We start from the raw sequence: 25,580 nt of genomic DNA on the forward strand, positions 1-25,580 counted from the left end.
GGTCGCAAATCGACCCATGCGATTCCGACCCCCTTTGGTTGGCATTGGTGTTGCGGGCCGACGGCAATGCCCCGCGCCCTTGCGGGGGCGCGGGGCGGTTCGCTCAGTCGGCAGGATTCCAGATGATCGCGAAGGCGTCATCGTCGTCCTGGCCCGCAGCGCGGCCGAGATTGGCGTAGAGCCGGCGCGGCCCGAATTCGGGGGCGGCGAGAGACAGCGACACATAGTCCTTGCCGCTCATTTCGCCGCGCCGGACCCATCCGGCCCCGACCTCGACGTCGGCCGCCGACACGCGATAGTCGGGCTGGGTGTCGCCGGACTTGCGGGTGTTGGGAATGATCTCGATGTCGGTGCGGATCGAGAGCGTCTTGAGCTGGCCCTTGAAGCCGTTTCCGTCGCGGGTGACATAACCGATGGCTGGCATTGTTCGTCTCCTGAAAAGTCGCCCCGAACCGTTTCCGGGCGATGGGCGGACCGGAGGGACGGTCACGGCAGGCCCGCGAACCGGCCAGCCGGAGCGGCAGCGGAGGACCGGAGCCGAAGACTTATTTGAAGCGCAGCGACCGCGAGGAGCCCGCCTTGGCGGGCGGGGAAATAAGCTGCGCGGCGATGGTTTCGCGGGACTGCGGCCGTCCCAGGTCATGCGCCCGAGGAGCCGGAAACGGTGCGGGGAGATGGCAGCGACAGCGACGACCATGCCGCCGGTGCATCCGGCGGGAGGGAACAGGCAAGGACAGTGCGGACGCCCCACCGCGCCATCGGATCGACGTCCAGGGCGCGCACGGCAATGCGGCCGATATTGCCGCCTGCGCGGCCGATGACGACAGGACAGGGTTCGGGTCTGGTGCGAAAGGCGATAGAAGCCAGCGCCATGTCGACCATTGTCCTCCGCCTGGCCGCGAGCTGCGCCGCGCTCCTGCTGATCGCCGCCGCGCCGCCCGACAAAGGGCGCGTCAGCCATGTGATCGACGGCGACACCTTCCGCCTGGAGAGCGGCGAACGCATCCGGATCGCCGGGATCGACGCGCCCGAGACACAGGCGGGAGAGGCCAGATGCAGGGCGGAAATCGTCCTCGGCCGGGCCGCGACCGTGCGTGCCCGGGCGCTGCTCGACGGCCGGACCGTCACGATCCTGCGGGTCGGGCGCAGCTACAATCGAACGGTCGCGCGGGTGATGCTGGCCGGTCGCGATGTCGGGTCCGAACTGGTGGCGACCGGCGCCGCGCGCTGGTGGCCGCGCTGGCAGCGAAAGCCCGACTGGTGCGGGCGCGCGCGCAGTTGAGACAGGAAATCGCCGCGCCTCGGCCCGCGTCAGCAGGCCGGGGCGCGGCCGATATTCAGGGCAGCAGCCGCAGCGGCGGCACGGCGAAATCGCCTGCCGCGAAGTGGGCGAGGATCGCCTCGTAGCTGCCGAGGCGTTCGGCGGTGCAGCGGCCGATCAGGAGATAGTCATCCTCGTCGGCGGCATAGGACTGCACCTCGCCCGCGCCGGTGAACACGGTGCGCTCGGCGTCCCACTGGCCGGAATAGCCGCCCGACCAGCGGGCGAACGACAGGCGATGTTCGACGCACCAGCTTTCGAGGCGCTCGAACCGACCCCAAGCCACTTCATGCGCCATGAGTTCGAGTGGCGCGCCCTCGCGAAACATCGCGAGCGTGAAGGTTTCGCCGTCCCATTCGGTGGACAGTCCCTCCGCCTGAACGAGTGCGGCGAGATCGGGCAGGAGGGATCGCGGCAGGGTGCCGCCGATGGTGATGCTGGCGGATACGCGGTCGGCCATGATGGTCTCCTTTCCCGCGTGGCCGACGCCGGACGGCGGAGGCCACGCGGCCGAAATTTCGGGGGTTGGAAAGATGCGGGCGACGGGGTTTCGTACCCTGCCGCCCGCACGGGATCAGGCGGCGAGCCGGTCGGCTCCGCTCTCATCGTCGGGGTCCGGCAGGGTCATCGCCGCGCCGGGCGCGCTCGGATCGGGTTCGTCGTCGCTCGGGCTGCGCCGCTCGATCTCACGCGCGGCCTGCGCCTTGGCATGGGCCGCGACGGTGCCGACACCGCCGCGCGCGGTATAGGCGGCGGGCGGGAACGTCATCCAGCGCGGCACCCAATTCTCGCGCCGGTCGCGCCCGCCCGTGCCGTCGAGATGATCGCGCACGATGCGTTTCAGGGTCTTGGTCTTTTCACCGGCATTGGCGCTGGCGACAGTTTCGCCCGCCACTTCGGCGACGATGCGGATCAGCACTTCGCGGTCGCGGATCAGCTCGAAAAAGGCGTCGTCGGCCTGCCAGCAGCGGGCCATATCGACGCCGATCTCCATGCCCACCGCTTCGACGGCGGCGCTGCCCGACGCCAGCGTTTCGCCCATGACGATGACCAGCACGTCCATCACGACCGTGTCGGGCAGGTCGAGCAGGCGCTGGAAGATGCCGACGATGCCGTAGTCGTCGCCGTTTCCGCCGGTCACGGTCGGTTCCTCGGCGGAGAAGCCGAGAACCGCCAGCACGGCGCGGCGGCGCTCGTCGAAATCGGCCTCGGCCTTGCTGTTGTCGAGGCTGTCGCGCACCTCGTCGTTGCGGGTGGATTGCGGCTCGGCCTTGACGGTCCAGAGGTGCGAGCCGCCGATGGCATGGGCCACCATCAAGCGCAGCGCAATGGCCGGATGGCCGGTCAGCGCGGCGCGCACGGCGGCGTGGCGATGCAGGTCGACATAGGTTTGCATGGTCGATGTCACCTCGGGTCGGGCGGGCTTGTGGCCGGTTACGCCACCATTCTCCGAACTCTCGGCCTTGGCGAGGCGCGCCGCTTCCTTGCGGCTGACATAGCCCTCGTGGATCGTGACTTCGCCGCTTGCGCGCAGGTCGATATAGACGCGCCCGCCCTTGCGCTTGCCCGCCTTCTCATATTCCCATGTCGAGAAATGATCGGACGGCGGCACGATGATCGCGTCGGCCCAGCCCTGCTCGACATAGGCCGCGCGGCGCGCCTCGATCGCCTCGTTCTGCGCGGTCCAGAAGGCATCGGCGTCGGCGAAATAGCGGTCGTCGCCGAACAGGTCGGCGATGGTCGCAAGCCCGCTCGCCTCCACGTCGAACAGCGCATGTTTCACCGGAATCGACTGCCCGCCGAACAGCCACGCCTTCAATTGGTGGCCGGTCGGCACATAGCTGTCCTCATCCTCGGCCAACGCCAGCCATGCCTTTTGCTGGCTCTTGGAGGCGAGGGTCAGGTGACGCACCGTCGCGCGGTCGATCTGCTCCTTGCGGTAAAGATCGCGGATGCGCGGCAGCAGGTTGCCAAGCGCCAGCACGCGGCGGATGGTGAGGTCGGGCAGTCCGAAGGTGGCGGCGATATCCTCCACCTTGCGGCCCTCGCGGACGAGGCGGGTGAAGTTTTCCCACTGCGTCACCTCGTCGGGGTCGAGCCGCGCCATGTTCTCGATCATCGACGCCTCGATGGCGTCGGCGTCGTCGCCATCGTCAAGAATGGCGCAGGGCAGCATGGCCGCATCGGGGTCGGCGTCGCCGCCCGCGCGCCGTTCGTCGGCGACGATCCTTGCGGCATGGAAGCGACGGCTTCCGGCGACGATCTCATAGCCATCAGGCGCGCAGTTCGGGCGGACGATGACCGGCTGGATGACGCCACGGCTGCGCACGGTCGGCAGGATGTCGGACACGTCCGGGGCCTTTTTGCCGTAGCGCATGTTGGCCTTGCTCACGACCAGCTTGTCGAGCGGGATAAAATCGAGTTTCATCGGTCTACTCCTTGTGAGTGCCGGTCCGTCGATCTTTCCGGGTGGGCGGACCGGCTTACAAAGCGGCGAAAACGCGCCGCGCGTCATCCGCCAGAAGGCGGAAGATCGGAGCCTTCGCCGCCTTCGCGGGCGGCACGGTGGAGAAGGGTTTCGGCACAGAGGATCGAACCGGCGCGGCGCGCGGTGTCGGCCCAGACCGACAGGCTGATGCTCGTCGAAAAGCCGATGTCACGCTCGATGCCGAGGCCGAACGACAGGCGGATGCTCGCCAGTTCGGACAGGCTGAAACAGCCAAGCTCGGGACAGCCGAACCCAAGGTCGGCCAGCCCGAACAGGGTGTCGCCATCGTCGTAGAGTTCGGTCGCAAGCCATGTCGCCGCGCCCAGCGGGTTGAAGAATTTGACGACCGGCGCGGGATCATGATCGCCCTCGGCGGAGCGGTCGGCATTCACGCGCAGCGTGGCGTGAAGCTCGGAGGTGAGCAAGATCATGCCGCCCTCCGTTCGCCGGTGTTGCTTTGGGCTGCCTCGGCTTGGGCTACGGCGTGTCGCGCCAACAGCCAGTCGGCGGCCTTGCTGGCGGCACTGGCGGCGCGGAAGATCGCGCGGTTATCCTCGCGCAGCACGTCCAGCCAACTTCCAAGGTAATCGGCGTGGCGGACGGTCGGGACGATGCCGAGGGCCGCGCAGAGAAAGGCCGAACCCATTTCGGCAATCAGTTCCTCGCGGGCATAATCCTTCGATCCAAAGCTGTTGACGAGGTTTCGGTTCAGCCGCGACTTGTGGCCGCTGCCGTGACAAAGTTCGTGCAGGCAGGTCCGGTAATAGTTGATCTGCTCGAAGAAGGCCGGTTGCGGCGGCACCTGCACATAATCCTGCGCGGGCACATAAAAGGCGCGGTTGCCGCCGACGCGGAATTCGATGCCGCTTGCCGCGATCACCTGCTCGGCGACGGGCACGATCTGGCGTTCGGGCAGCGGCGCGGGTTCGGGCGCGAGGCCGGGGCGCAGCCCTTCGCACTGCGCGACGTTGAACACGGTGAAGCGCTTCAAGAAGGGGATGGTGCGGGCCTCGCCGCCCTCGTCGCGGGCGCGGGCCTTCTCGGCTTCGGGGGTGAAGCGGTCGGCATAGACGACGGTGGTGCCGCGCTCGCCCTTGCGGACGCAGCCGCCCGCCTCAAGCGCCTGCTTGAAGGTCAGCCAAGCCTGCGACTGAAAGCCCTGCTCGATCACCGCGCCCCACAGGATCAGCACATTGACCCCCGAATAGCGGCGCGCCGTGAGCGCGTTGCGCGGCAGGCCGGGGCTGACCGCGCTGCCATCGCCATCGGGACGGCCCCAAGGCTGAACCCACGGAAAGCGGCCCGCCTCAAGCTCGCCGATAATCCGTGCCGTCACCTCGTCATAAAGGTTCGTGCGGGCGGCTTCGGCTTCTGTCCGGGCCTTGGCCGGGTTTGGCGTTCCGGCGCTGGACGCCGAGGATTTCCGGCCCTTGCCGCGCGCGCGGACGGTTGGGGAGACACGCATCGTTCACCTCCTGCACCGCCCCAAAAACCACCATGGCCTCCCCGGAAAGCGGGGGTGGGCGGCAGGATGCGAACCGGAGAGGCCTGCTTGAGCGGCGCCGGCACCCGAAGGGCCGCAACGGAAGTGAAGGAGCCGGGCGCAGCCCGGCTTGCCGGGGACGCGAGCGGGCCTAGCAGGGAGCGCCGCCCACTCCCGCGCCACCGGGAGAGGCCCACAGACAGCGCCGCCGCGCGTCAAGCGCGGCGACCGCAATTCGCTTCGCATCAACGAAGTGACCGCGAAGTCCTCATTATGATGATGACTTGACGGTCGCTCGAACTATCGTGGTCGATTGGCGGCGTTTTGGGGGGACGGAAATGTCGAAGCGGCACGTATTCGAGGAACTGCTCAATACCGAGTTCCGATGGCCCACCGCAGGGGATATGCCGTTCGTCGAGGCGACCAAGCAGGCCGACAATGCCGTCATCGCGGAAGACGATTTCACCCGCCTCGTCCTGATGACGGAGGGATATAAGAGCGCCGCGGACCTGGCGGTCGCCCATGCCGCAAGCAACCGGTTCGATCGCGACCTGCTCGTGTTCCCGATCCTTTTCAATTACCGGCAGTTCATCGAGCTCTCGCTCAAATATCATCTCGCGACCCATGGCCGTGCGGTCGGTATCGACGCGAATTGGAAGACGCACGATCTTGCCGTCCTGTGGACGAGCTTCCGGGAGATGCTCGAGCGGTACGGGACGACGGACCCGGACGAAGCCGATCCGGTCGTGGAATCGGTCGTGCTCGAATTCGCCAAGATCGACCCCGGATCCTATTCCAACCGCTATCCGGTCGATCGCCAAGGCAATGCGTTGCCGATTGCCTACGGCGCCATGCACCTGGAGAATCTGGCGGATGTGATGAAGGCCGTTGCCGGCTATTTCACCGGCTGCGACGGCTATCTGAGCGACATGCGCTGATGCCGGAAAGAACGGAGCCTTCCTTCCGCTTGATCAGCCGGGACTGGGACGCCGAGATCCTCGCCGCCCGTCGCGCCGCAGCCGGTTCGCTGCGGATCATCTGCCCCTTCATCAAGAAGAACGCCCTATCGCGCCTGCTGGGTGGAGCCGTTGGTGACATCGAGATCATCACCCGCTTCGATCTGAACTGCTTCAACCAGGGCGTATCCGATCTGGCCGCGCTGAGGCTGGCGGTCGAGGCTGGCGGCCGGGTCCGTGGCATCAAGCATCTTCACTCCAAGCTCTATCTGTTCGGCGACCGCAGCGCGATCGCCACGAGCGCGAACGTCACGGATGCCGCTTTCCGACGAAATCACGAATTCGGCTTTCTCGCGTATGATCCCGAAGTCGTCGCTTCGTGCGGAACCTATTTCCGTGATCTATGGAAGCGTGCCGGAGCCGATCTCTCGCTTGCGCAGCTCACCCGTTGGGAAAAGCAGCTGACGGCCCATCAACGGAAGGGCTGTGGTCCTGCCGGTGGCAGCGAGCTTCCCGACTATGGGGCTGACGTCGATGTCGGAAGTCCCTTCCTCCCGCTGTCCACCGCCGCCGATCCGGACAACCAGGCTTTCGTCAAATTCTTCGGAACAGCGGCCAATCGCGCCGGACGCGATCTTTCGATCGCTAACATGATTGCCGAGAACGGCTGTAACTGGGCCTGCACATATCCGGAATCGAAGCCGCCGCGGCAGGTGGAGGACGCAGACGTGATCTACATGGCGCGCATGGTCGCCGACGATATGCTGATCTTCGGCAAGGCGATCGGGCGCCGTCATCGTGACGACGAGGACATGGCGTCGAAGGCCGAGATCAAGGCGCGACCCTGGAAGGCAGACTGGCCGCGTTATGTCCGGGTCCATGACGGGCGCTTCATCGACGGCGCGCTCGATTGCGGCATCTCCTTCCACGAAATGATGCGAGCGCTGGGACCGGACAGCTTCGCATCGACGCAGCGCAACCTGCGTGACGGCAGCGGCAACACCAATCCGTTCGAGTCCTACAATCGCAAGGCGCACATGATGCTGACCGCGCGGTCTCGCGCCTGGATTGACGAGCGGCTGGAAGCGGCGCTGCTGTTGCACGGCGAAGTCGATCTTCGGCCTTCGCGATTCCGGCCGCCCCGCGCGTGAGTTTGAAGCGCAGCTCGCCATGCTCTTTGCGCCAGCGATCGTTACCGCCAGGCCGAGACCCGGCGGGCGCCAAACTCCACTCCTCAATGCGTGACGGCCACCGATCCGTCTAGGTGGCCCACGACTTCAATGTCGGAAGACTATCGACGACCGATCGGCCGGTCAGGACTTTCGTCGCATCAGCTGCCGGTATCCACCGCGCGCCATGTCACGCGCCTCGCGCACCAGTCGCCGAACGCGCGAGCGCAGCGAATCCGAGGCACCGCTCCATTCGTGCGCCGTGCGTTCCTCGCCGAATAGCATCGCGCCGATCTCCCGCTGGCTCGCACCTTCCCCGAGCGCGTCGTGCACGCGCAGCAGCTCGATCCCACGGTCGATCCGAGAGTCGCGGGGAAACAGCGATCGCGCGAACCGGCGATGCCGGCACAGGTCGAGCAGGCGGCGAAGCGGTAGCAGCCGGGTTTCGGCCAAGGCCAGTCCGCGCAGCCGATAATGGAGCAGGACGGCGTCCTGCCCGGCCAGGCGTCCCTCCTCGATGTCGAGCCGGATGTGATGCCAGCCGTCGGACAGCACCGCATGCTCGTACCCAGCGGGATCGATGGCGATCGCCAGCCAGGGTGCGATTCCCGCGATATGGATGCTGTCGGGATCGGCCGGATCGGCGGGCAAGGCGACGACACCGATCGTCCCGGGGTCGAGATCGGCATGCCAGATGATCCGCGCCTCCGGGGCCGGGAGGCCGGGATGTTCCGCGAAAGTGCAGCCCCCAGGGCACGGGGGCGCCGGCGCTGCGGGTCGCGGTGCTGGCGCGTGTGTACCAGCCGACATAGCCGGGATCGCGGCGCAGCCATTCCCACATCAGCCCCGCGCGATCGATGCCGCGCAAGGCAGCATAGGGCGCCGGGTCGCGCCAGCCGGACCCCGGGCCGGGGGATCCTTGCCCATTCACGCGCGGTCCCATCTCCGGCGAGTCGTTGCACCCCCGGCATCCCCGGCGCAACGATCCGGCGCATCGCCGTCGCCGCTCGCCGAAAGGCAGGTTTTGTGTTGCAACGCATCATGATACGTCAGTTTCATGACATTGCTCGCCGGGTGACGGCTTGAGGAACCGCCGCCCGGCCCAAGGGACCGGGAAAGGGCGACCCGGGGATTTTCGGTGGCTTGAGGCACCGCCCGGGGCCGCGACGCTGCCCTATGGGCATGCACAACATGGCGACGCAGTTCATGCGCGTCGTCGAGGCCGTGGCGAATGCAGACGATCTCGCCGCCGCGATGACGGCGGTGACGGAGCAGCTCGGCTTCCAGTATTTCGCGCTGACGCACCATGTCGACATCATCGCGGCGAGTGGCAGCGCCATTCGCCTCCACAATTATCCGGCGCGCTGGGCCGACTATTATGATCGCAATGCGCTCGGCGTCTCCGATCCCGTCCACCGCGCCAGCCATATGACCAGCGTCGGCTTTCCCTGGTCGCGGATGTCCGACCTGATCCCGATGACCCGCGAGGACCACCGCGTGCTGGCGATGGGCCGCGACCAGGGCATCGGCGACGGATTCACCGTGCCGGCGCATGTACCCGGGGAGGCGCGCGGCTCCTGTTCGTTCGCCAACGAGGCGGGCCGGCCGATGCCGAACGAGATGCTGCCGCTGGCGCAACTCGCGGGGATGTTCGCCTTCGAGGGCGCGCGGCGGCTCTGGGCGATGCGCGGAGGCCTTCAGATGCCGCCGCGGCCGGTCCTCACCGACCGCCAGCGCGACTGCGTGCTCTGGGTCGCGCGTGGCAAGAGCGACTGGGAGATCAGCCTCATCCTGGGCGTCGGCGAGGAGACGGTCGCCCGTCATATCAAGCAGGCCTGCGAGCGCTACGGCGTGAACAAGCGGACATATCTGGTGATCCTGACGCTCTTCGACGGAACGCTGACCTTCTCGGATATCTTTCGTCGCCGATATTACCCTTTTCCGGAATAGCGGGCTGACCCGCAGCAGGGTGACCCTTGGCCGATCACGGTCAAGGAGGCAGTCCCATGCTGCATGTTGTTCAATCCGCCGCGCGCCCGGAATCGGACGCGGTTCTTCGCGCAATGTTCGAGGCGCGCAAATCCGTCTTTGTCGACCTGCTCAAATGGGACGTTCCCGTCCTCGACGGCCGCTATGAGGTCGACCAGTTCGACGATGTCCACGCCGCCTATCTGATCCTCGCCGAGCCGGACGGCGCCCATCTCGGATCCGCTCGGCTGTTGCCGACGATGCGGCCGCATATCCTCGACAGCTTCTATGCAGAACTGTGCGAGGAGGCTCCGCCGCAAAGCCCCGACACTTTCGAGATCACCCGCTTCTGCCTCGATCGTCGGCTGAGCGCGCGTGAGCGCCGCCAGGTGCGCGACACGCTGGTGACCGCACTGGCCGACCATGCACTGGCGACGGGCATCACTGCCTATAGCGCGATCGCGGAGATGGGCTGGTGCCAGCAGATCCTCGCCTTTGGCTGGCGCTGCATGCCGCTCGGCCTTCCCAAGGTCATCGACGGCACGATGCTCGCGGCGCTTCGCATCGAGATCACGCCGGAGACCCCGGCGCTGCTCGCTGCCGGACGCATCACCGCGTCGGCCTTGCGCATCGACCAGCGCGTCGCGGCCTGATGGAGCGGGAGAAGCACGATGACCGATACCCTCGATCTTTCTGGCGACCTCGCCGGCGCGGTCGCGCGCCGCACTGCCGAGCTCGCCGCACAGGGCTATTGCATCGTCGACGATGCGCTGCCGCCTGCCATCGTCCGGGCGCTCGACGACGACCTCGCCGATCAGTTCACGCGCACGCCGTTCGGGCAAGGTGGATTCTACGGCACGACGACCAAGCGGTTCGGCCGGCTGCTCGTCCGATCGCGCCACGCCGCGGCTCTGGTCCAACATCGCCTCGTCCTTGGCATCGTCGAGGCGGTGCTGTCGCCCTGGTGCGACCATATCCAGCTCAACACGACGCAGGCGATCGCGGTCCATCCCGGCGCGCCCGCCCAGCTGCCGCACCGCGACCAGGACATGTGGCGCGGGCCGGTCGGCGAGATCGAATATCTCGTCAACGTGATGTGGCCGCTTACGCCCTTCACCCGCGACAATGGCGCGACGCTCGTATGGCCGCGCAGCCACGGTGCAAGGGCGCTCGACGCCGAACCCGAAGAACTGCCGTTCGCGGCCGGGATGGCGCCGGGCGCGGCGCTGGTCTTCCTCGGCTCGACCCTGCATGGCGCCGGCGCCAACCGCACCGGGGCCGTGCGGCGCGGGCTGGTCGTCGGCTATTCGCTCGGCTGGCTCAAACCCTACGAGAACCAGTGGCTCGCCTATCCGCCGACGGTCGCGCGACATTTCCCACCGGAGCTGGCGGCGCTGGTCGGCTATCGCCAGCACCGTCCCAATCTCGGCAACTATGAAGGCCAGTGCCCCTCGGTCCTGCTCGGCGACGATGCCGATCGGCCACTGGGCGCGATCGACGCGCTCCGCCCCGACCAGCAGGCCATGGTCGATGCCCATCTGGAAGCGCGGCGAGCCGCCTCATGAACTCGGGGGCGACCGCCGAACGCGTCCATGAGGTGCTGAAGCGCCGGATCATGGGCCGCGAATTCCGGCCGGGCGACCGGCTCGACCCGGCGGTGCTGGCCGCGCCGCTGGCGTCGAGCGTGACGCCGGTCCGCGACGCGCTCCACCTGCTGACCGGGGAAGGCCTGGTCGAGACCCGCACGAGCGGCGGTTTCCACGTCCCCGCCCTCGACGAGCCGGGGCTGAAGGATCTTTACGGCTGGTTCGCCGAACTGCTCGGGCTAGCCATCCGCGCCTGGCCACGCCCAGCCGCGATCGCCATGCCAGCGACCGACGCGGAGGATCGCCCGATCGCCGATCGCGCGGATCAGATTTTTCTCGCGATTGCCCGACGGTCGGCAAATGGCGAGCATGCCCGCGCCGTCGATCAGTTGAACGCACGACTGCATGCCGCCCGTACCGTCGAACCCCATGTGCTCGACAAGGCCGAAGAGGAGCTGGCTGCCGTGACGTCGGCTGCGGCGGCTGGGGAGCGCGATACACTCCGACGCCTCAGCGCATCCTATCATCGCCGCCGGCGCCGTGCCGCCGCCGACATTGTGCGAGCGGTCTACCGGGACTGATCGGGTGAACGCCCGCCGCAGTCTGCCGCCGCAGAGCGGCATTATGGTCCATATATGGCTGAAACCGGCATGATCGCTTCCGAACGCAGAGAATGCCGGTGGCCAATCAGAGCTGCGTTGGGGATCCACCATCCTGAAGCTCGATTTTCTATGTGGCCAGAGCCTGCAGCAGCATCGGTAGCGGCGCAGCATTTCGGCCTGAAGTGGCGTAGCTGTCGGCTCATGCTCGTCGCATTCGGCCAAGGCTTTCGCGATCGTCCCCCACTTGCACTCGCCTTCAAAAAGAAGGCGCTCGCGAACATGCGTGCGCACGGATTCTTGCAGTTCGGGCGGAAGCAAGGCCGGGCTTTCCGCGTAGATGATCCGTGCGCCAAGCAGCGCGAAACGGCTTTCCGTGAATTGTGACAGCAAGAGATGGCGGTCCGGCCAGGGCGCGGCATGAAACCGGTCCATGAGCCGTTCGTCAGGCGTCGATGCAAAAGCGCCATAGATCATCTGCTCGACATGCTCGGGCTCGTCATACTGGATCTTCGAGCTTTCGTAGGCATCGAGGAGGCGCGCGAGGAAGGAGGTGTCGGCGAGCACGGCAGCCGCTCGACGCGCGATTTCCGCTTCGGACAGGCCACCGAGCGACCAGGCCGGTGCGTCGTCGATCGATCGCAACGTTGGCGCCGCGTTGATCTTGACCTTGCGAAGAGGCTTGGGCTTGCCCGTGATGCAAGCCATCAAGGCATGATCGGGCATCGCGGCGAATGCCACCGGATCATGGCTCAAGTCGAAGCACAGGTGCTTGGTCGATTGCTCGCGATCGACACCGACGCAGATTATGGGAAAATGTTTCTGCCCGCCAAAGCTGTAGAGTTCACTCAGCAGGACAGGATCGCCGTCCAGGAGAAAGGCTTCGGTCGCCGCCTTTTGCGAGAAGCGAATGAAGTTGGACCATTCGGCCGACGCGCTGTCGGCGATAATCCGGCACAAGTGGATGACGGCCTCGACGTCGGCCATCGCATCATGGGCATTGCTGTGATCAAAGCCGTTGGCCGGAGCGAGCTGGTCGAGCTTGAAGTTTGGCCTGCCGTTGGCCTTCGATGGAATGACCAGGCAGTCAGGCTCGAACTGGGCGACCGTCTTGACGAGCATCATCGCGTCCGCGCGCGCGTTCCCCTCGCGCTGCGTCAGATAGGGATTGTGCAGGGTCTGATATTGCGCCTGCCGCAGCAATTCCTCGTCAAATGCCAGGCTGTTGTAGCCGACAAAAATCGCGGGCGACCATTCGAGCATTTTGGCGCGAATGGCCCTGACCATCGCATAGTGGGTCGGCAGGCTGGGATCGGTCGCCTGCTCGATGGAAACGCCGGTTACGAGCATCGCGCCCGGCGACATGATCACATGCGGCAACAAGCGGCAGCGGATCTCGAACCGGTCAATCTCTTCGAGATTTTCGTCCGTCTTTATCGCGGCAAATTGCAGAATCTGGTCGAAGCGCGTGTCGGTTCCGGTGGTCTCGGTATCATAGAAGATGAATGCCACCGGAGCCCCCCGCTCGCTCAGCTCAAGGCGAGCAACCTGAATTGCAGTGCCGACAGGCTTACCTTGAAGCGCTTGGCAAGCATCTGCAACTGTTCAACATCATCCAAATCGAACCCAGTTGTATCGATAAGCGGGGCGAGCAGCATTGTTGGCATCAGCAGTTCCGAGGCAAATGTATTTGCCTCGATTTCCATGCGATTTGTTCCCTGCGATGCCTCTGTATCGCGGAGCAGGATCGCGAAACCCTTGTCGACATGCGCGGTGCCGTTAATTTCCTGCTGATGAAGGACATGATGGCCAAGCTCATGCGCCATCGTGAAGCGTTGCCGGTTGGGATGGTGCAGCGCATTGACGCCAACTATGCCTACGCCGTCCTTGATCAGCGCCATGCCGGACAGTTCCTGGTCGAGCGGCGAAAATTGAACCCGTATCCCGCGTTTCTTGATGATCTTTTCCACGGGGACGGGAATCGATACGTCACCATATTCAGCCAGGATACGGCGTGCTTCTTCGCGGGCGTGTTGCTTGAAGGTTGTCATCGCGGAGCGTCGACCTTTTCAGGGCCCAGGGCGCTGCGGACCAATCTCTCCAGGTCCGACAATTGCACTTCGGAGAAGCCATCTGGATCGATGTTCAGCATGGAAACCGATGCCGGAGTGTCGGGTTTGGGCAGCGTGGCCGGCACCAGGTCCGTGATCGACTTGAGGGCGAGCACGCGCGCGATTGCGTAGACCTGGTGCAACAGCACCTTCTGGCGGCCTCGCTCGACGTTGGCGATCGACGCGCGCGACACGCCAATCCGGTCGGCAATCTCCTGCTGGGTGAGGCCCAGCGACGTGCGCCGGGCCGCCATTGCCCGCCCGAGCTGCGCGTAGATTGCCATGTCCTCCATGGGAAGCGGTGTGACAGGCTATCCTTCGCCCGTCAATGTCACAAACAATTGTTTGTGATAAGCACATCATAAAGTTGGCATGGTTGACATGCGCGAAAGGATTCGGGATATGGGTGGCACGGCACGCGGTTGATCGAGTCGCAGGCGAAAGGATTGGAAATGCAGTTGGAAGGTGCAGTGATCCGGGAGCAGGGCGTGACCTTTGCGGTCGTCGTGGTGAAGCGCCACGTGACCAGCAATCGCAGCGAAGCCTCGCGAGCGATCCAAGGCTTTGGGCGCTACTTTCCGGGAATGCCGATTGTCCTCATGTCCGAGGATGCCAGCGGGCAGGCCACCTATTTCGGTCGGCCCGACATCTCGAAGTTTCTCGCCGGCGTGCCACGGCACGCCATCCCCTGGAAGCGCTACACCTTCAACTGATCCGATAGGAGATTTTATGGCCAAGAATACGGGCAACAATTTTCGTCGCGGGGCGGTGACCGGCCGTACCCAATTCCAGCGCCCTGACGGCAATTACCAGAAGCGCGACGAACGCACGGGGCATTTCATGACCGTCAAGGACGACGGCAAGCCCTTCAAGGGCGTGGCGAAGGAGCCGGATGGCCGGGATGGCCCGAATTCCTGATCTCCATCATTTCATTTAGAAGGAATTTCCGAATGGCAGACGTAAGGGTTACCTGCATCAACAAGCAGCCGCGCAACGATCCGCACGAGGGCATCACCCACCTGGGCGGTGCGACCTGGCGCTGGACGCGCCAGGAGGTCATCAATTCCATCGAAGCCAAGACCAACACGTTCTTCACGCTCGTTGGCGGAAATCGCGCAGAGGTCGGCGTGGTGAACGGCGCGAACGGCAAGTACCTGCGCACCTATGCGGATGGAAAGTGGAACGACAATCTCCTGGCGCTCCCGGAATGTTCGAACGCATAGTTGCTGAGGTCGGGAGGTCGCATGGACTGGCTATGGACATGGGGCGGTGCCTGTTTCGGCTATCGCGATGACGACGATCTTTGGACCTATGACGGGCGCCATGTCGGCCGCTTCCATGGCGATGAGATCTATGGGCGCGATGGCCGCTATCTTGGCGAACTGAGAAACCAGAACCGGCTGATAACGCATCGTTCAAAGTCGGGATGGCGGAAGCCGGGTTTCGGTGCTTTCGGGTGTCGCGGCTCTTATGCGCGCTATGCCAGCTATGCGGGCTACGCAATGTACGCTGGATATGAAGACTTCCCCGCGCCGGAGACCTTCCGCTAGATCGCAAACAGGCGTGCGCGCGAGTGATGGATCAAAGAGCATGATTGAAATCGAAGGAAATTTGTTTGTCGGCGGCGAACTCGATGAGCAACAGGTGCGCGGCCAGCCGGGCTGGTTTTTCATTCATGCTTGCAAGGAACCCTATCACCGGCAGGCGTTGGGCTATGCGGGGCGAGCCGCCTCCAAGGATCATCCCGAATATCTGATTGCCCGACGCGAGGGGCGCTTGATCCTGAATTTGGTGGACGCTGCCGACGTCAACTACATTCCTGCCGACATCGTGGATGCAGCACTTCTCGCAATTCATGAGAATATCGGCGGCCATCGAATCCTGCTCCATTGCAATCAAGGGCAATCCCGATCCCCGACGATAGGCCTGCTCTACCTGCTTAAATTCACCGACCGGCTGAGGAGCTTGGACAGGGACGCCGCGATCGATGCATTCAGGTCGATCTATCCTCCTTACAATCCGGCGCGAGGCATGGCCGAATATGCGCGGATCAATTGGGATCGATATTGCCCAGGTGCCTGAACTGGCATTTGCGATAACGGCCTGCCAGCACCCGCTCCAATCGTATCGCCTGGACAAGATTCACTCTGGTTGCTTGCCGAGCGGCCGGCGGGAACGATCGGCGCGTGACCGACCGTTCTCGGCAACAGGTGGATATCCGCCCCCCAAACAAAGTCTGTATAGAATCCGTATAAAGTTCGGATAGCCGGGCGCGCTCCATAGAGTGGGCTTGCTGCATTTTCGCAGCATGTCAGAGGAGTGCACCATCATGGAACGCAACGACGAACGGCATGACGACCTGATCGACCTCGGCGCCGCCAGCACCGAGACCCAGGGCCGGCCCGGGCTTCAGCTCGAGTTCGGCGTGATCGCCCAGCCCATCGGCATCGAGGCCGAGTGATCCATCGGCGCGGGCGCGCCGCGCAGGCGGCGCGTCCGCTCCATTCGCCATGCAGCAGCGATACCGGATCACAGATGGAATCGGCTTCTGCCGGTTCGAGGGGCGCACGATCGTCCTCGACATCGCAGCCGACCGCTATTGGCAACTCGGCGAGGATGCAGGCCGCGCCCTGGAGGCCGTACGTACCGGCACGACGGGCGGCATCGACGAAGGGGCGTTGGAGCGGCTGGTGACGCTCGGCTTTGTCGTCCCAACCAGCGAGGAGCCGGCAGCCATGGCGGGAAGCCTTGCCGCATCAATGGGCGACGCCCTGTCGCGGCCATCAAGAAGCGCGCTGGAGCAGGCCAGCCGGACGGGCGCCGGCTGGACGACGGCCTGCGAGGTCGCCGTACTCGCGATCGCGGCCCGCGTGGCACTGCGCAGGCTCGCATTGAAGACCATCCTGGACCGGCTGGCAGTCCGGCGCAGACGGAAGGCACCGGCTCTTCCCGCCACCAATCTCGAAATGCTCGCGCGGTGCTTTTGGCAGTACCGGCGCCTGGTTCCCTTGCGGCCGCTATGCCTGCCGGATTCGATCGCGTTCCTCTGGTTCGCCATGCGCCGCGGCCATGCCCCGCGACTGGTGTTCGGCGTGGAGGCCTTCCCGTTCACCGCGCATTGCTGGGTGCAGGATGGCGACGTCGTCCTGACCGACGCGCTCGACCACGCCGGCCGCTTCACGCCGATCATGGTGCTGTGACAGGCGATAGCTACCTGGCGATCGTCGCGCCCGCAGCCGATCCAGGAGAGGAACGGCGGATGGCGGAGCGCGCGGCGGAAAGACTTTCGCTGATCCCTGCGTTCCAATGCGACGGCCTAGTCGTTCTCGTCGATACCGCGACGCGCCATCGCCGGTTCGGCGAAGCGGGTATCGCGATCGGCTCGACCATGGCCCGAAGTGGCGATGCCGACATTGCGGGCGGGGCCGATCAATGGGACGCATGCCGGTTCGCGGGCGCCTTCTGGGGCGATCATGTCGCCTTCTTCCGGCAGCACGGCAGCGGCGAGATCTCGGTCATTCGCGCGGCATCGGGTCGCCTTGCGGCATTCCGGATGACGGTCGGCGAAATTACGCTGGTCGCGTCGGAACCTGCCTTGCTGCTCGCGCTGACTGGCGCCGAGCCGCGTATCGACTGGCGCTTCGTCGCGCATCATCTTGCCTTCCCGCACCTGCGCTGCGGCGCGACCGGCCTCGCCGGCATCGACGAACTGTTCGCGGGCGACCGCACGATATTCGCCGGAACGGGCATGCGGCGTGAAGCGATCTGGAGTCCCTGGGACTTCGCGGCGGACGAGCGGCAGGTCGCGGACCTGGACGAAGCGCAGCATATGCTGCGAACCTCCGTCAACGAAGCGACCGCGGCGTTGGTGCGACCCTATCGCTCGGTCCTGCTGGAGCTGTCGGGCGGGCTGGATTCGTCGGTTCTCGCGGCGGCGCTCGCGGCCTGCGCCGCGCCTGCCACCGCGCTCAACCTCGTCACGACGCGCGCCGAAGGCGACGAGCGGGACTATGCACGCGCCACCGCGGCGGCCACGGGCCTCGTACTTGCCGAACACAATGTCGAGGCCGATGTCGACCTGACCCGCCCGGTGGCGTGCCGGTCGGCGCGGCCCGGCATTCCGCAGATCCTGGCGCCTGCCGACCGCCTGCTGGGCGACGCGGCGCGGGCGGACGGGGTGGAAGCCTTTGTCAGCGGGACCGGCGGCGACTGTGTGTTCTGCGCGCCGGGGTCGGCCGCGCCGGCCGCCGACGCGCTGCGCCTGTTCGGTCCCGGCCGCCGCTTCCTGCGCGCGGTACGTCACATTGCCGAAGTCCATGACACGAGCCTGTGGATCGCCGGCTCGATGGCGTGGCGACAGGCGCACCGGCCGCCGATCCACCGCGTCTGGCCGGGATCTGACGCCTTTCTCGCAAGGGACGTGCTGCCGCGCGAGCCCGATTTCCATCCCTGGCTGGTCGAGCCCGAAGACGCGCTGCCCGGAAGGCGCAGCCATGTGCGCGCGGTCGTTGCGGCCTTCGCCCATCTCGACGGCTATGCGCGGCACGCCGTCGCCCCATCGCTTTTTCCGCTGCTGAGCCAGCCGGTGATGGAGAGCTGCTTCAGGATTCCGACCTGGATGTGGATCGACGGCGGACGCGACCGGGCAATCGCGCGCCAGGCGTTCAGCGACGTGCTGCCGGCGAAAGTGATCGATCGCCGGTCGAAGGGCGGCATGGACGCCTATTGCCTGCGGAACTTCGAGGCCAACCGCGCGCGATTGGAGCCCTATCTGCTCGAGGGGCATCTTGCCGGGGCCGGCCTGCTCGACCGGCCTGCCGTCGCCGCCTATCTCCGCCAGCCGGTGGGATCGCGTGATCCGCGCTTCTATCGCCTGTTGCCGATTATCGATGCCGAGGCCTGGGCGCGCGGCTGGCTCGGCCCGGAGCTTGGGCCGGCCGGAGGTCCATAGGCCTGCCAGCGGCGGTACTGCGCCGCCTTGGCAGGATCGGGGTCGATCCAGCCCTGCAGCCAGTAGCGGAACCAGTCGAGGTTGCGCGCATTTGCCGCGAGCTGGTGGCGCGGCTGCCATTTGACATGCACCTCGTCGGGAAAGGCCCAGAGTTCGACCGGCTTGCCTGCCCGCTGGAGCCGCGCCAGCAGTTCGACATTGGGCCGATATTCCTGCTCGGGCAGCTGCATCAGGAGCGGCGCCTGGATCCGGTCGGCATTGAAGGCAGGCGACAGTTCGCGCCAGTCGCGACGGTCCTGGTCGGGATCGTCGATGCCCCAGCCCGATTTCAGCACTTCGGGGACTTCCCGACCCTTGACCGCGTTGAACCAGTAGTAGGTCGGGGTCAGCAGCACGTTCGCGATCGAGGTCGCCGCCAGCAGGCGGGAGTGCATCGCGATCCAGATCGTCGACTCGCCGCCAAAGCTGACCCCGCCCATGCCGACCTTCGTCCGGTCGATGATGCCGTCGTGGGCCAGCCGGTCGATCACTGCCGCGATGCCGGATTGGGCGATGCGGTAAGCGCCGACCTGGTCGCCGACCCCATCGGACGCGGGATAGCGGTTGATGCAGAGCGCGGCGATGCCGTGCCGGGCGAGTTCGCGCAGGGGGAATTCGTCGCCGAGGCCGCCGCGCAGATAGCCGCCGCACGAATAATAGGTGACGAACAGCGGTACCGGCCCCGTCACCCCATCCGGTCGCAGGAGCTGGCCGGTGAAGCGTCGGCCCGCACGATCCACCCAGCTGAAGGGACGGAATTTCGGCGCGGTATCGGCAAGCGCCGGGTTCGGATCGGCCAGCAGGCGGAGCTTGCCTGTATCAAGGTCTATCGCGACGAGGTGCGGCGGCACGTCTGCAGCCGCCGCAACGCACACTATGGTTCGGGTTCCGATGGCGCAGCCCTGCGTCTGGTCGCGACCACCGCCCAGCAGGCCTTGTCCGGTCGCGAGCGTGTCGACGGCGCCCGACTCCACGGTCCAGCGATGGAGGCTGGAGTTGCCACCGCCGTCACTCGTCTCGAACACCAGTGCATCGGCCTCCCGTTGCCACGTCACCGACCGGATGCGCTGCCCGGTGCAGGCTGCCGCGCCGCACGGGATCGCGCCCTGGACTCCCGAGCCCTGGACTCCCGAGCCCTTGGCGACCAGCAATTCATGGCGGGCGCCCGAGGAGAGGACATAGGCCGTGCCGCGCCCGTCGCCCGAGGCAACGCGCGCGACGAGGAACCGCCCATCCAGCTTGTCGAACGCCTGGGGCGCCGGCGCGAGCCGCGCCGCCTCCGCCGCCGTCGCATCGCGGGCCAGCCCCGAGGCGATGTCCACCGTCCGCACATGGGGCGCCTGGTCGGCCAGCAGCCCGGCATGGCCGAACCAGAAGCCCCCGAGCCGCTCGGTTGCCTGGCGTCCATCGATCCGGCCGCCGCGATAGAGCGGGCGGGAAGGATCGACCTTTGCGTCGATCAGCACGCCGTCGTCATGTTCCTTGTCCTCCGCGCGCACGATTTCGTCGCGCGAAGGCCCGACGCGGTAGGTGACGCTCCGGCCATCGGCCCCAAGCATCATGTCGGCGACGTTGCCCGGCTCGCTCGTGATGCGCGCAACGCCCGAGCCGTCGGCGGCCGCGCGCCAGACCTGCACCTCACCGTCGATGATCGCGCGATAGAGGATGTAGCGCGAATCCGCCGACCAGATCGGCGGCTCGGAAAGCAGGGTGCCGTTGAGCCAGTTGCCTTCGCCGGCATCGGCCAGCCGGCGCGGTGGTGTGCTGCCGTCGACCGGCACGACGAACCAGGCGAGGTCGTGGGCATTGCGCTCGATAGAGGCGGCTTCCTCGCGGAACGCCACCATCCGGCCGTCTGGCGAGATCGCGACGCTGGAGAGGTCGGTGAGTTCGATCACCTCGCGCATCGATGGCGTGCGCTGGGCTTGGCTCACGTCGGGAAGGGCAAGAAGCGCGAAGAGGATCGACAGCCGCCGCTTCACCATGATTTCACCAGCTGGAAGGCGATCATGCGTCCGACGGGACTGGCATTTTCGGGGTCGAAGCCGGATGCCGAGAAGGGTGTGCGATTATTGACGTAGGGCGGCGCGCGATCGAACAGGTTGGTGATGCTGAGCGCCAGCCTGACGCCGTGCAGCGGTCCGCGATCTCCGCCGAGTTCGTAGCCAAGCTGGAGGTCCAGCGTTGTCCAGCTATGCACGCGCTCGGCCGACGTGACGCCGTTGTTCAGATAGCCATTGACGAAGTTGAGATAGGCGGCGGCGCTTGCCTTGCCGAGCGTGGCGGCGGCGCGGCCTCGCAGGCGCAAGTCGACCGGATTGCCGATGGTCGACACGACATCGGCGGAATCGGAGGTCGCGGTGATCCGCTGGGTGAGATTGAACAGCCAGGTGCCGCTCACGCCGAGTTCGAAGCTCCGGCCCTTCTCGCCGCCACGATATCCGATGTCGAAATCCAGCCCGCGTTCGGTCGTCCGGGACAGGTTCGCGTTGCGCCCGTCGACAAGCACCGTCACGGTCGAGGCGGGAATCCCATAAGGGTTCACGAAGGTCGGGTCCGCATAGAGCGCGGCGATCGTGGCGGCGGCGGGATTGTCGGTGATCAGCGACTGGAACCGGCTGCGCTGCGACAGGAACGAGAAGAGCTCGGCGGCGGGATTGTTGATGCGGTCGCGATAGGAAATGTCGAAATAGGTGGCGCTGACCGAGAGGCCGGGGAAGCGTTGCGGGCGGAAGTCGAACCCGACGGTCCAGGTCCTGGCCTTTTCCGGGCCGATGTCGGGGCGGTTGCCGAACAGGGCGATCACGGTGCTGGTGCCCGTGGGCGAAGCGGGATCGGGGAGCGGCAGTGGGATGATCTGATTGAGACCCGGACCCTGCCGGACGTCGACAAAGCTCGGCGCGCGAAACGAGGTGCCGAACGTGCCGCGCACCGTCAGGGCCGGCACCGGCTTCCAACTCAGCCCGAGCTTGGGATTTGCGGTCGTCCCGACGTCGCTGTATCGCTCGGTACGCCCGGCGACCGACAGGTCGAGCCGGTCGATGCCGGGCACGTCTTGCTCCGGCGCGACCAGCGGTGCCAGCAGTTCGGCATAGCCGGCGACGATCGAACGACCAAGCGGGAAGCCCGCCGTTCCGCCGCTTACCGGTTGCGGCGTGAACTCGTCGTCGAACGACGAAAAGCCGTACCATTCGTGCCGGTACTCGCCGCCGATCGCCATCCGGACATCGCCTGCGGGAAGAGCGAACAGCGGCCCGTCGAACTTCAGCGAGGTCGACCATTGCCGGGAGTGGCCGGTCTGGACGAAGCCGCCGCGCACGCGATCGATGGTCGCCGGATTGGTGACCGCGCCGTCGCCGAACAAATTGTACGAGCTGGCCGGATCAGGATCAGCAAGCGCGACTGCCAGCCGGTAGTAGTTGGGCACGTTATGCGTAGCCTGCCGCTCGCGCTGCTCGCCATAGGCGCCGTGAAGCTCGGCGGACCAGCGTCCGACCGCGGCTTCGAGAGTGGCAGCGCCCGCCCAGTTGGTGACATGGGCGTCGAGCGTCGGGGCGCCGAGGTCGGGCCTGAAGTCATAGTGGACGGTCACAGGCTGGCCGGTGCCGATCGGATCGACATAGAAGGGATTGGCCGGGGTGACGGTGACGCCGCCATAATTGCTGGGGAAGGTCCGGGCGGACGACCGCCGGTCGGCGAAGAAACCCTGTGCCCGGAACTTGAAGCCGCCGCCCAGGTCCTGTTCGAGCGCGGCATAGGCGGAATGCCGGTTCAGCGCGGGCAGGATGTCGGTGTCGCGGCGCCCGTCGGCGAGATTGGCGACGCCGGGGGCGAGGTCGCCAGCGGCGAGATGGGTGCCGTCCTGGCCGCGCGGAATGCCGAAGACCTGGCCGTTGGCAGCAACGATCGTCCCCGGATTGGCATAGTCCTGCCGATAGTCGGGTCCACCCAAGGCGCGCAGATCCTCGGTCGCATAGGGCCGGTCCTTGGCTGCGAGCCGGCCGCGGCGGTAATATTCATAGCCGGCGATGAACCGGCCGCTTGCCCAATGGAAGCCGACGAGCTGGCTTGCCTGCACTTCGTCGAAGCCGTCGGCAAAGCCGTAGCGCAGCCGCGTCTCCGCCCCGTCGAGATCGCGGCGCAGACGGACATTGACCACGCCCGCGACCGCGTCCGACCCGTAGATCGCCGAGGCGCCATCCGCGAGCACCTCGATCCGCTCGATCACGCTCGAGGGGATCAGCGTCAGGTCGACGAAACTGCCGGAACCGCCGCCAAGCGGCGGGCGGTTTCCATCGACCAGCGTCAGCGTCGAGGTCGTGCCGAGCCCGCGCAGGTTGACGCCCGAGCCGAAGCCGAAATTGGTGCTACTGTTGTTGCGCACCGAGAAGCCGACCGTCCCCTCGTTCGCACCGCCGGCGAAGTTCTGGGGCAAGGCCGCGAGGATCTGCTGCGTCGTTGCATAGCCGCTGCGATCGATGTCCCTGCGATCGACCGTCACCAGGTTCGAGCCGACCGGGGCAGCACCGCGAATGCGGGTGCCGGTGACGACGATGTCCGCCTCGTCGCCCCGCGAGTCCGCGCGGCCGGCCGCCGGCCGCACCACGAAGCTGTCGCCGACGCGCTCGAAGGACAGGCCGGAGCCGGCGAGCAGCAGGCCAAGCGCCTCCTCGATCGTGTAGGAACCCCGGAGCGCCGGGGCCTCCCTGTCGCCGATCAGCGCCCCGTCGGCCAGGATGGTCCTGCCCGACAGGAGCGCGAGCGCCCGGAGCGAATCTCCCAACCGTTGCGCGGGAATATCCACGCCAAGCCGCCGGGACTCCTGTGCGTGCGCCTGCGACGCGCTCGCTACCAGCGCAACCGTGGCCATGCCCCCCAGCAGGTGCATTGCCGTCTCTTTGAATCGAACCATCGTCGTCTTTCTCCCCCTTGGCCGCCGGAGGGCGGGATGGGCGGGAGACGACGAAGGCGGGAATCACCCGCCAGATTTTTTATCGATTGGGAGGACCGGCTGTTGCTCGGGGCTCAAGGAGGATGACCGCCGGGTCCGAGCGATCGACGGCGAGGTCGAACATGGCAGCGGTGGCGCGCGCGAATTCCTCCGGGTCGCGCGACCGGAACGCGCCAGTCACCGACAGGCGCGCCAGGCGTTGGTCGGCAAGGCGTATCTGCGTCCCGTTGTAGCGGTTGATGGCGTTCACGGCGTCCCCGAGCGGCGTGGCGTCAAGCGCCAGCATGCCGGACACCCAGCGGGCCTGCGCCGCCGAGATTGGCTGGGGCGCGGATCGGTCGCCCAGCGCTATCCTCTCGCCGGCATCGAGTCTTCGCGACCGGACTGATGCCCCCGGCGCGGAACTGTGCAACTCGACGCTTCCTTCCCATATGGCGACCGTCGACACACCTTCAGCGATGCTGACGTCGAACAGCGTGCCTCGGGCCACGACCTCGCCGCCTGGCACCGCGACGGTGAACGGAAGCCGACGATCCGATATGACGCGGAAGCGGGCGCGTCCGCGCTCCAGCGCGATGCGCCGGTCACTGCCGGTCAGCACGACACGCAGGCGCGTCGCCGTGTCGAGCGTGATCCGGGAGCCATCGGCAAGGCGGATCGTGCGGATTTCGCCGACGCCAGTCTGGTAGACCGCGGCCTCGGCCGGCGAGACCAGCGCAAAGGGGCCGATCTGCTGGACGACGCCTACCGTCGTCACGCCCAGGACGGCCGCCAGGGCAAGGCCGGCGGCGCCGACATGCGTGCTACGGCGCATGAAAAAGGGCGCGCGGCCGAGCCCGCGGGACCGGCCGATAGCGCTGTCGGCGAGTAGCAGGCTGTCCCGCCAGCCGCGTTCCGCCTCGTCATAGGCCGTGCGATGCGCGGGATCGGCCTCGAGCCAGGCACGGAAGGCCCGTTCGACCTCCGGCCCGGCATTCCCCTGTCGCCGCGCCAGCCAGTCGCCCGCCGCATCATGCACGCGGGCGGGAGTCGTAGACCTGGGTGAGCCGGTCATGCGCGCAGGTGGCGCCCGAGCTGCTTGATCGCCCGGCTCATCTGCTTCTCGACACCCTTCACGCTCAATCCCGTCTTTTGTGCGATCTCGGCATAACTATAGCCGTCGAGGCGGCGCGCGAGAAATATTTGCCGCGTGAGCGGCTTGAGGCGAAGCACTGCCTGCTCGAGCCGGGCGAGCCTGTCGCGCGCCTCGAGCGCGGCGACCGGGTCACCACCGTGCAGCGCGACCTCTTCGATCGGGACATGGAGGTGCCTGCCCGTCCGCGCGCTCGATCGTGCTTCGTCGCGGAGAAGATTGCGGGCGGCCTCGCGCAGATAGGTGCCGGGCGAGGCGATGGCGGCGGCCTGCTCTTCGGTCCTTGCGGCCATGCGCGTGAAAATCTGCTGGACGACGTCATCGGCATGGCCGGGCGGCGTGCGTGGCCCAAGGAAGCGCAACAGCCCCGGCCGTTCGGCCCGGTAGAGATCGGCGAGCCCGTCCGGCGATGCCGCGACGAGATCGTGGCCCGGCGGCAGCGGGTCGTCTTCGTCCAGCGGCAAGCGGGCGGTCCCTAGCGCCGACCGCATTGCGATCGATGCCGCTTGCTTGTGCCGGTCTCCGTTTCCATCGCTGGCGTCTCCTCGCGTCTGGCGAGGCGAAGCCGGCGGGAGCCGGGTGTTGAGAACGTGCTTGAGACACGCGCCGACGCCTTTGGCCGCAAGCGGCTTGGACATGCGCGTCGGCCACCCGGCCGCGTCGATGGCGGGTCATTTCACTCAAGCGAGGTTCTCACGCCTCGGCGCCGCCCTTGCGGCGCGTGATCAGACTAACGCAGCGAATGGAAGACGCAATAGCAACGGCTTGTGCACCCCGGGACGCGGCTCGCTCCACTCCAACGGTCGATCGTCAAACGCTCGTCGCT

Annotated in this window: 27 protein-coding genes and 2 pseudogenes; 15 read left to right on the top strand and 14 right to left on the bottom strand. The window is 66.5% G+C overall.

The genetic code is table 11. The annotated features are described in order from the left end of the window. Nucleotides 1-103: 103 nt before the first annotated feature. The gene (locus BV95_RS12010) at nucleotides 104-424 is read right to left on the bottom strand and encodes a DUF736 domain-containing protein (RefSeq protein ID WP_037451937.1); all 321 of its coding nucleotides are present in this window, start codon (nucleotides 422-424) and stop codon (nucleotides 104-106) included. A gap of 240 nt (nucleotides 425-664) precedes the next feature. On the opposite strand from BV95_RS12010, the gene BV95_RS12020 reads away from it, so the two are divergent. Continuing rightward, on the top strand, nucleotides 665-1,282 hold the full coding sequence (locus tag BV95_RS12020; RefSeq protein WP_234703170.1) for a thermonuclease family protein: 618 nt from the start codon (nucleotides 665-667) through the stop codon (nucleotides 1,280-1,282). 55 nt (nucleotides 1,283-1,337) lie between these two features. Here the strand turns inward: BV95_RS12020 and BV95_RS12025 are convergent, their stop codons facing one another. The 4 genes from BV95_RS12025 to BV95_RS12040 form a co-directional block, all read right to left on the bottom strand. Further along, nucleotides 1,338-1,781: a hypothetical protein gene (locus BV95_RS12025; protein ID WP_037451945.1), complete on the bottom strand. Its 444-nt coding sequence runs from the start codon at nucleotides 1,779-1,781 to the stop codon at nucleotides 1,338-1,340. Nucleotides 1,782-1,895: 114 nt separating this feature from the next. Next, nucleotides 1,896-3,749 carry a ParB/RepB/Spo0J family partition protein gene (locus tag BV95_RS12030; RefSeq protein WP_037451948.1) on the bottom strand — a complete coding sequence of 618 codons (1,854 nt, stop codon included), beginning with the start codon at nucleotides 3,747-3,749 and terminating at the stop codon, nucleotides 1,896-1,898. An 83-nt stretch (nucleotides 3,750-3,832) separates the two neighbouring features. Beyond that, the gene (locus tag BV95_RS12035) at nucleotides 3,833-4,240 is read right to left on the bottom strand and encodes a DUF2958 domain-containing protein (protein WP_037451951.1); all 408 of its coding nucleotides are present in this window, start codon (nucleotides 4,238-4,240) and stop codon (nucleotides 3,833-3,835) included. Then, complete coding sequence (locus tag BV95_RS12040; RefSeq protein WP_037451953.1) at nucleotides 4,237-5,274, bottom strand: ArdC family protein; 1,038 nt, start codon at nucleotides 5,272-5,274, stop codon at nucleotides 4,237-4,239. The genes BV95_RS12035 and BV95_RS12040 overlap by 4 nt, the downstream gene beginning before the upstream one ends. 356 nt (nucleotides 5,275-5,630) lie before the next feature. On the opposite strand from BV95_RS12040, the gene BV95_RS12045 reads away from it, so the two are divergent. Together BV95_RS12045 and BV95_RS12050 are read left to right on the top strand one after the other, a co-directional pair. Continuing rightward, a complete protein-coding gene (locus BV95_RS12045) occupies nucleotides 5,631-6,230 on the top strand; it encodes a hypothetical protein (protein WP_051749743.1) in 600 nt (199 codons plus the stop codon). A gap of 29 nt (nucleotides 6,231-6,259) precedes the next feature. Further along, nucleotides 6,260-7,399 carry a phospholipase D family protein gene (locus BV95_RS12050; protein WP_162179746.1) on the top strand — a complete coding sequence of 380 codons (1,140 nt, stop codon included), beginning with the start codon at nucleotides 6,260-6,262 and terminating at the stop codon, nucleotides 7,397-7,399. A gap of 162 nt (nucleotides 7,400-7,561) precedes the next feature. Here BV95_RS12050 and BV95_RS22740 read toward each other — a convergent pair whose 3' ends face one another. Both BV95_RS22740 and BV95_RS24935 read right to left on the bottom strand, forming a co-directional pair. Beyond that, nucleotides 7,562-8,068, bottom strand: coding sequence for a DNA -binding domain-containing protein (locus BV95_RS22740; RefSeq protein ID WP_051749744.1), 507 nt, complete (start codon nucleotides 8,066-8,068; stop codon nucleotides 7,562-7,564). Between the two features lie 94 nt (nucleotides 8,069-8,162). After that, a pseudogene (locus tag BV95_RS24935) lies at nucleotides 8,163-8,360 on the bottom strand (transcriptional regulator domain-containing protein); the annotation flags it as partial. A 239-nt stretch (nucleotides 8,361-8,599) separates the two neighbouring features. Between BV95_RS24935 and BV95_RS12060 the strand changes: the two are divergent. The 4 genes and pseudogenes from BV95_RS12060 to BV95_RS24940 form a co-directional block, all read left to right on the top strand. Further along, nucleotides 8,600-9,367, top strand: a complete 768-nt coding sequence (locus BV95_RS12060; RefSeq protein WP_234703171.1) for a LuxR family transcriptional regulator — start codon at nucleotides 8,600-8,602, stop codon at nucleotides 9,365-9,367. Nucleotides 9,368-9,423: 56 nt separating this feature from the next. Then, entirely contained in the window at nucleotides 9,424-10,038 is a 615-nt protein-coding gene (locus tag BV95_RS12065; RefSeq protein ID WP_037451959.1) for an acyl-homoserine-lactone synthase, read from the top strand. Between the two features lie 18 nt (nucleotides 10,039-10,056). Further along, nucleotides 10,057-10,950: a phytanoyl-CoA dioxygenase family protein gene (locus BV95_RS12070; RefSeq protein ID WP_037451962.1), complete on the top strand. Its 894-nt coding sequence runs from the start codon at nucleotides 10,057-10,059 to the stop codon at nucleotides 10,948-10,950. Next, nucleotides 10,947-11,138: pseudogene (locus BV95_RS24940) on the top strand (GntR family transcriptional regulator); the annotation flags it as partial. The gene BV95_RS12070 and the pseudogene BV95_RS24940, both read left to right, overlap by 4 nt. Nucleotides 11,139-11,210: 72 nt before the next feature. On the opposite strand, the gene BV95_RS12075 reads toward BV95_RS24940, so the two are convergent. The 3 genes from BV95_RS12075 to BV95_RS12085 are packed head-to-tail and all read right to left on the bottom strand — an operon-like array spanning nucleotide 11,211 to nucleotide 13,965. Further along, the gene (locus tag BV95_RS12075) at nucleotides 11,211-13,082 is read right to left on the bottom strand and encodes an exonuclease domain-containing protein (protein WP_051749745.1); all 1,872 of its coding nucleotides are present in this window, start codon (nucleotides 13,080-13,082) and stop codon (nucleotides 11,211-11,213) included. A gap of 17 nt (nucleotides 13,083-13,099) precedes the next feature. Further along, entirely contained in the window at nucleotides 13,100-13,621 is a 522-nt protein-coding gene (locus BV95_RS12080) for an ImmA/IrrE family metallo-endopeptidase (protein WP_037451965.1), read from the bottom strand. Then, the gene (locus BV95_RS12085) at nucleotides 13,618-13,965 is read right to left on the bottom strand and encodes a helix-turn-helix transcriptional regulator (RefSeq protein WP_202901562.1); all 348 of its coding nucleotides are present in this window, start codon (nucleotides 13,963-13,965) and stop codon (nucleotides 13,618-13,620) included. The genes BV95_RS12080 and BV95_RS12085 overlap by 4 nt, the downstream gene beginning before the upstream one ends. Before the next feature lie 168 nt (nucleotides 13,966-14,133). On the opposite strand from BV95_RS12085, the gene BV95_RS12090 reads away from it, so the two are divergent. From BV95_RS12090 to BV95_RS12120, 8 genes are all read left to right on the top strand, one after another. Next, nucleotides 14,134-14,394 carry a hypothetical protein gene (locus BV95_RS12090; protein WP_037452044.1) on the top strand — a complete coding sequence of 87 codons (261 nt, stop codon included), beginning with the start codon at nucleotides 14,134-14,136 and terminating at the stop codon, nucleotides 14,392-14,394. Nucleotides 14,395-14,410: 16 nt separating this feature from the next. Then, nucleotides 14,411-14,599 (top strand): hypothetical protein, encoded by a 189-nt coding sequence (locus BV95_RS12095; protein WP_037451967.1) that lies wholly within the window; start codon nucleotides 14,411-14,413, stop codon nucleotides 14,597-14,599. 32 nt (nucleotides 14,600-14,631) lie between these two features. After that, nucleotides 14,632-14,904, top strand: coding sequence for a DUF3892 domain-containing protein (locus BV95_RS12100; RefSeq protein ID WP_037451969.1), 273 nt, complete (start codon nucleotides 14,632-14,634; stop codon nucleotides 14,902-14,904). A 21-nt stretch (nucleotides 14,905-14,925) separates the two neighbouring features. Further along, on the top strand, nucleotides 14,926-15,231 hold the full coding sequence (locus BV95_RS12105) for a 4-fold beta flower protein (RefSeq protein ID WP_037451971.1): 306 nt from the start codon (nucleotides 14,926-14,928) through the stop codon (nucleotides 15,229-15,231). A 40-nt stretch (nucleotides 15,232-15,271) separates the two neighbouring features. After that, a complete protein-coding gene (locus tag BV95_RS12110) occupies nucleotides 15,272-15,763 on the top strand; it encodes a protein-tyrosine phosphatase family protein (protein ID WP_037451974.1) in 492 nt (163 codons plus the stop codon). A 247-nt stretch (nucleotides 15,764-16,010) separates the two neighbouring features. Further along, on the top strand, nucleotides 16,011-16,142 hold the full coding sequence (locus BV95_RS23570) for a benenodin family lasso peptide (protein WP_156028649.1): 132 nt from the start codon (nucleotides 16,011-16,013) through the stop codon (nucleotides 16,140-16,142). A gap of 49 nt (nucleotides 16,143-16,191) precedes the next feature. Next, complete coding sequence (locus tag BV95_RS12115; protein ID WP_037451977.1) at nucleotides 16,192-16,881, top strand: lasso peptide biosynthesis B2 protein; 690 nt, start codon at nucleotides 16,192-16,194, stop codon at nucleotides 16,879-16,881. Continuing rightward, on the top strand, nucleotides 16,878-18,632 hold the full coding sequence (locus BV95_RS12120) for an asparagine synthase-related protein (protein ID WP_156028650.1): 1,755 nt from the start codon (nucleotides 16,878-16,880) through the stop codon (nucleotides 18,630-18,632). The genes BV95_RS12115 and BV95_RS12120 overlap by 4 nt, the downstream gene beginning before the upstream one ends. Here the strand turns inward: BV95_RS12120 and BV95_RS12125 are convergent. The 4 genes from BV95_RS12125 to BV95_RS12140 form a co-directional block, all read right to left on the bottom strand. Further along, nucleotides 18,548-20,656, bottom strand: coding sequence for an Atxe2 family lasso peptide isopeptidase (locus BV95_RS12125; protein ID WP_051749747.1), 2,109 nt, complete (start codon nucleotides 20,654-20,656; stop codon nucleotides 18,548-18,550). The two genes, BV95_RS12120 and BV95_RS12125, sit on opposite strands and share 85 nt — an antisense overlap. After that, nucleotides 20,650-23,583, bottom strand: coding sequence for a TonB-dependent receptor plug domain-containing protein (locus BV95_RS12130; protein WP_051749748.1), 2,934 nt, complete (start codon nucleotides 23,581-23,583; stop codon nucleotides 20,650-20,652). The genes BV95_RS12125 and BV95_RS12130 overlap by 7 nt, the downstream gene beginning before the upstream one ends. Before the next feature lie 79 nt (nucleotides 23,584-23,662). Continuing rightward, the gene (locus BV95_RS12135; RefSeq protein WP_037451985.1) at nucleotides 23,663-24,676 is read right to left on the bottom strand and encodes a FecR family protein; all 1,014 of its coding nucleotides are present in this window, start codon (nucleotides 24,674-24,676) and stop codon (nucleotides 23,663-23,665) included. Next, entirely contained in the window at nucleotides 24,673-25,218 is a 546-nt protein-coding gene (locus tag BV95_RS12140) for an RNA polymerase sigma factor (RefSeq protein ID WP_234703172.1), read from the bottom strand. Before BV95_RS12140 ends, BV95_RS12135 begins: the two co-directional genes overlap by 4 nt. Nucleotides 25,219-25,580: the final 362 nt, after the last annotated feature.

Origin of the sequence: Sphingobium chlorophenolicum, from assembly GCF_000722875.1 — a bacterium.
In the GTDB taxonomy this organism is placed as follows: Bacteria; Pseudomonadota; Alphaproteobacteria; order Sphingomonadales; family Sphingomonadaceae; genus Sphingobium; species Sphingobium chlorophenolicum.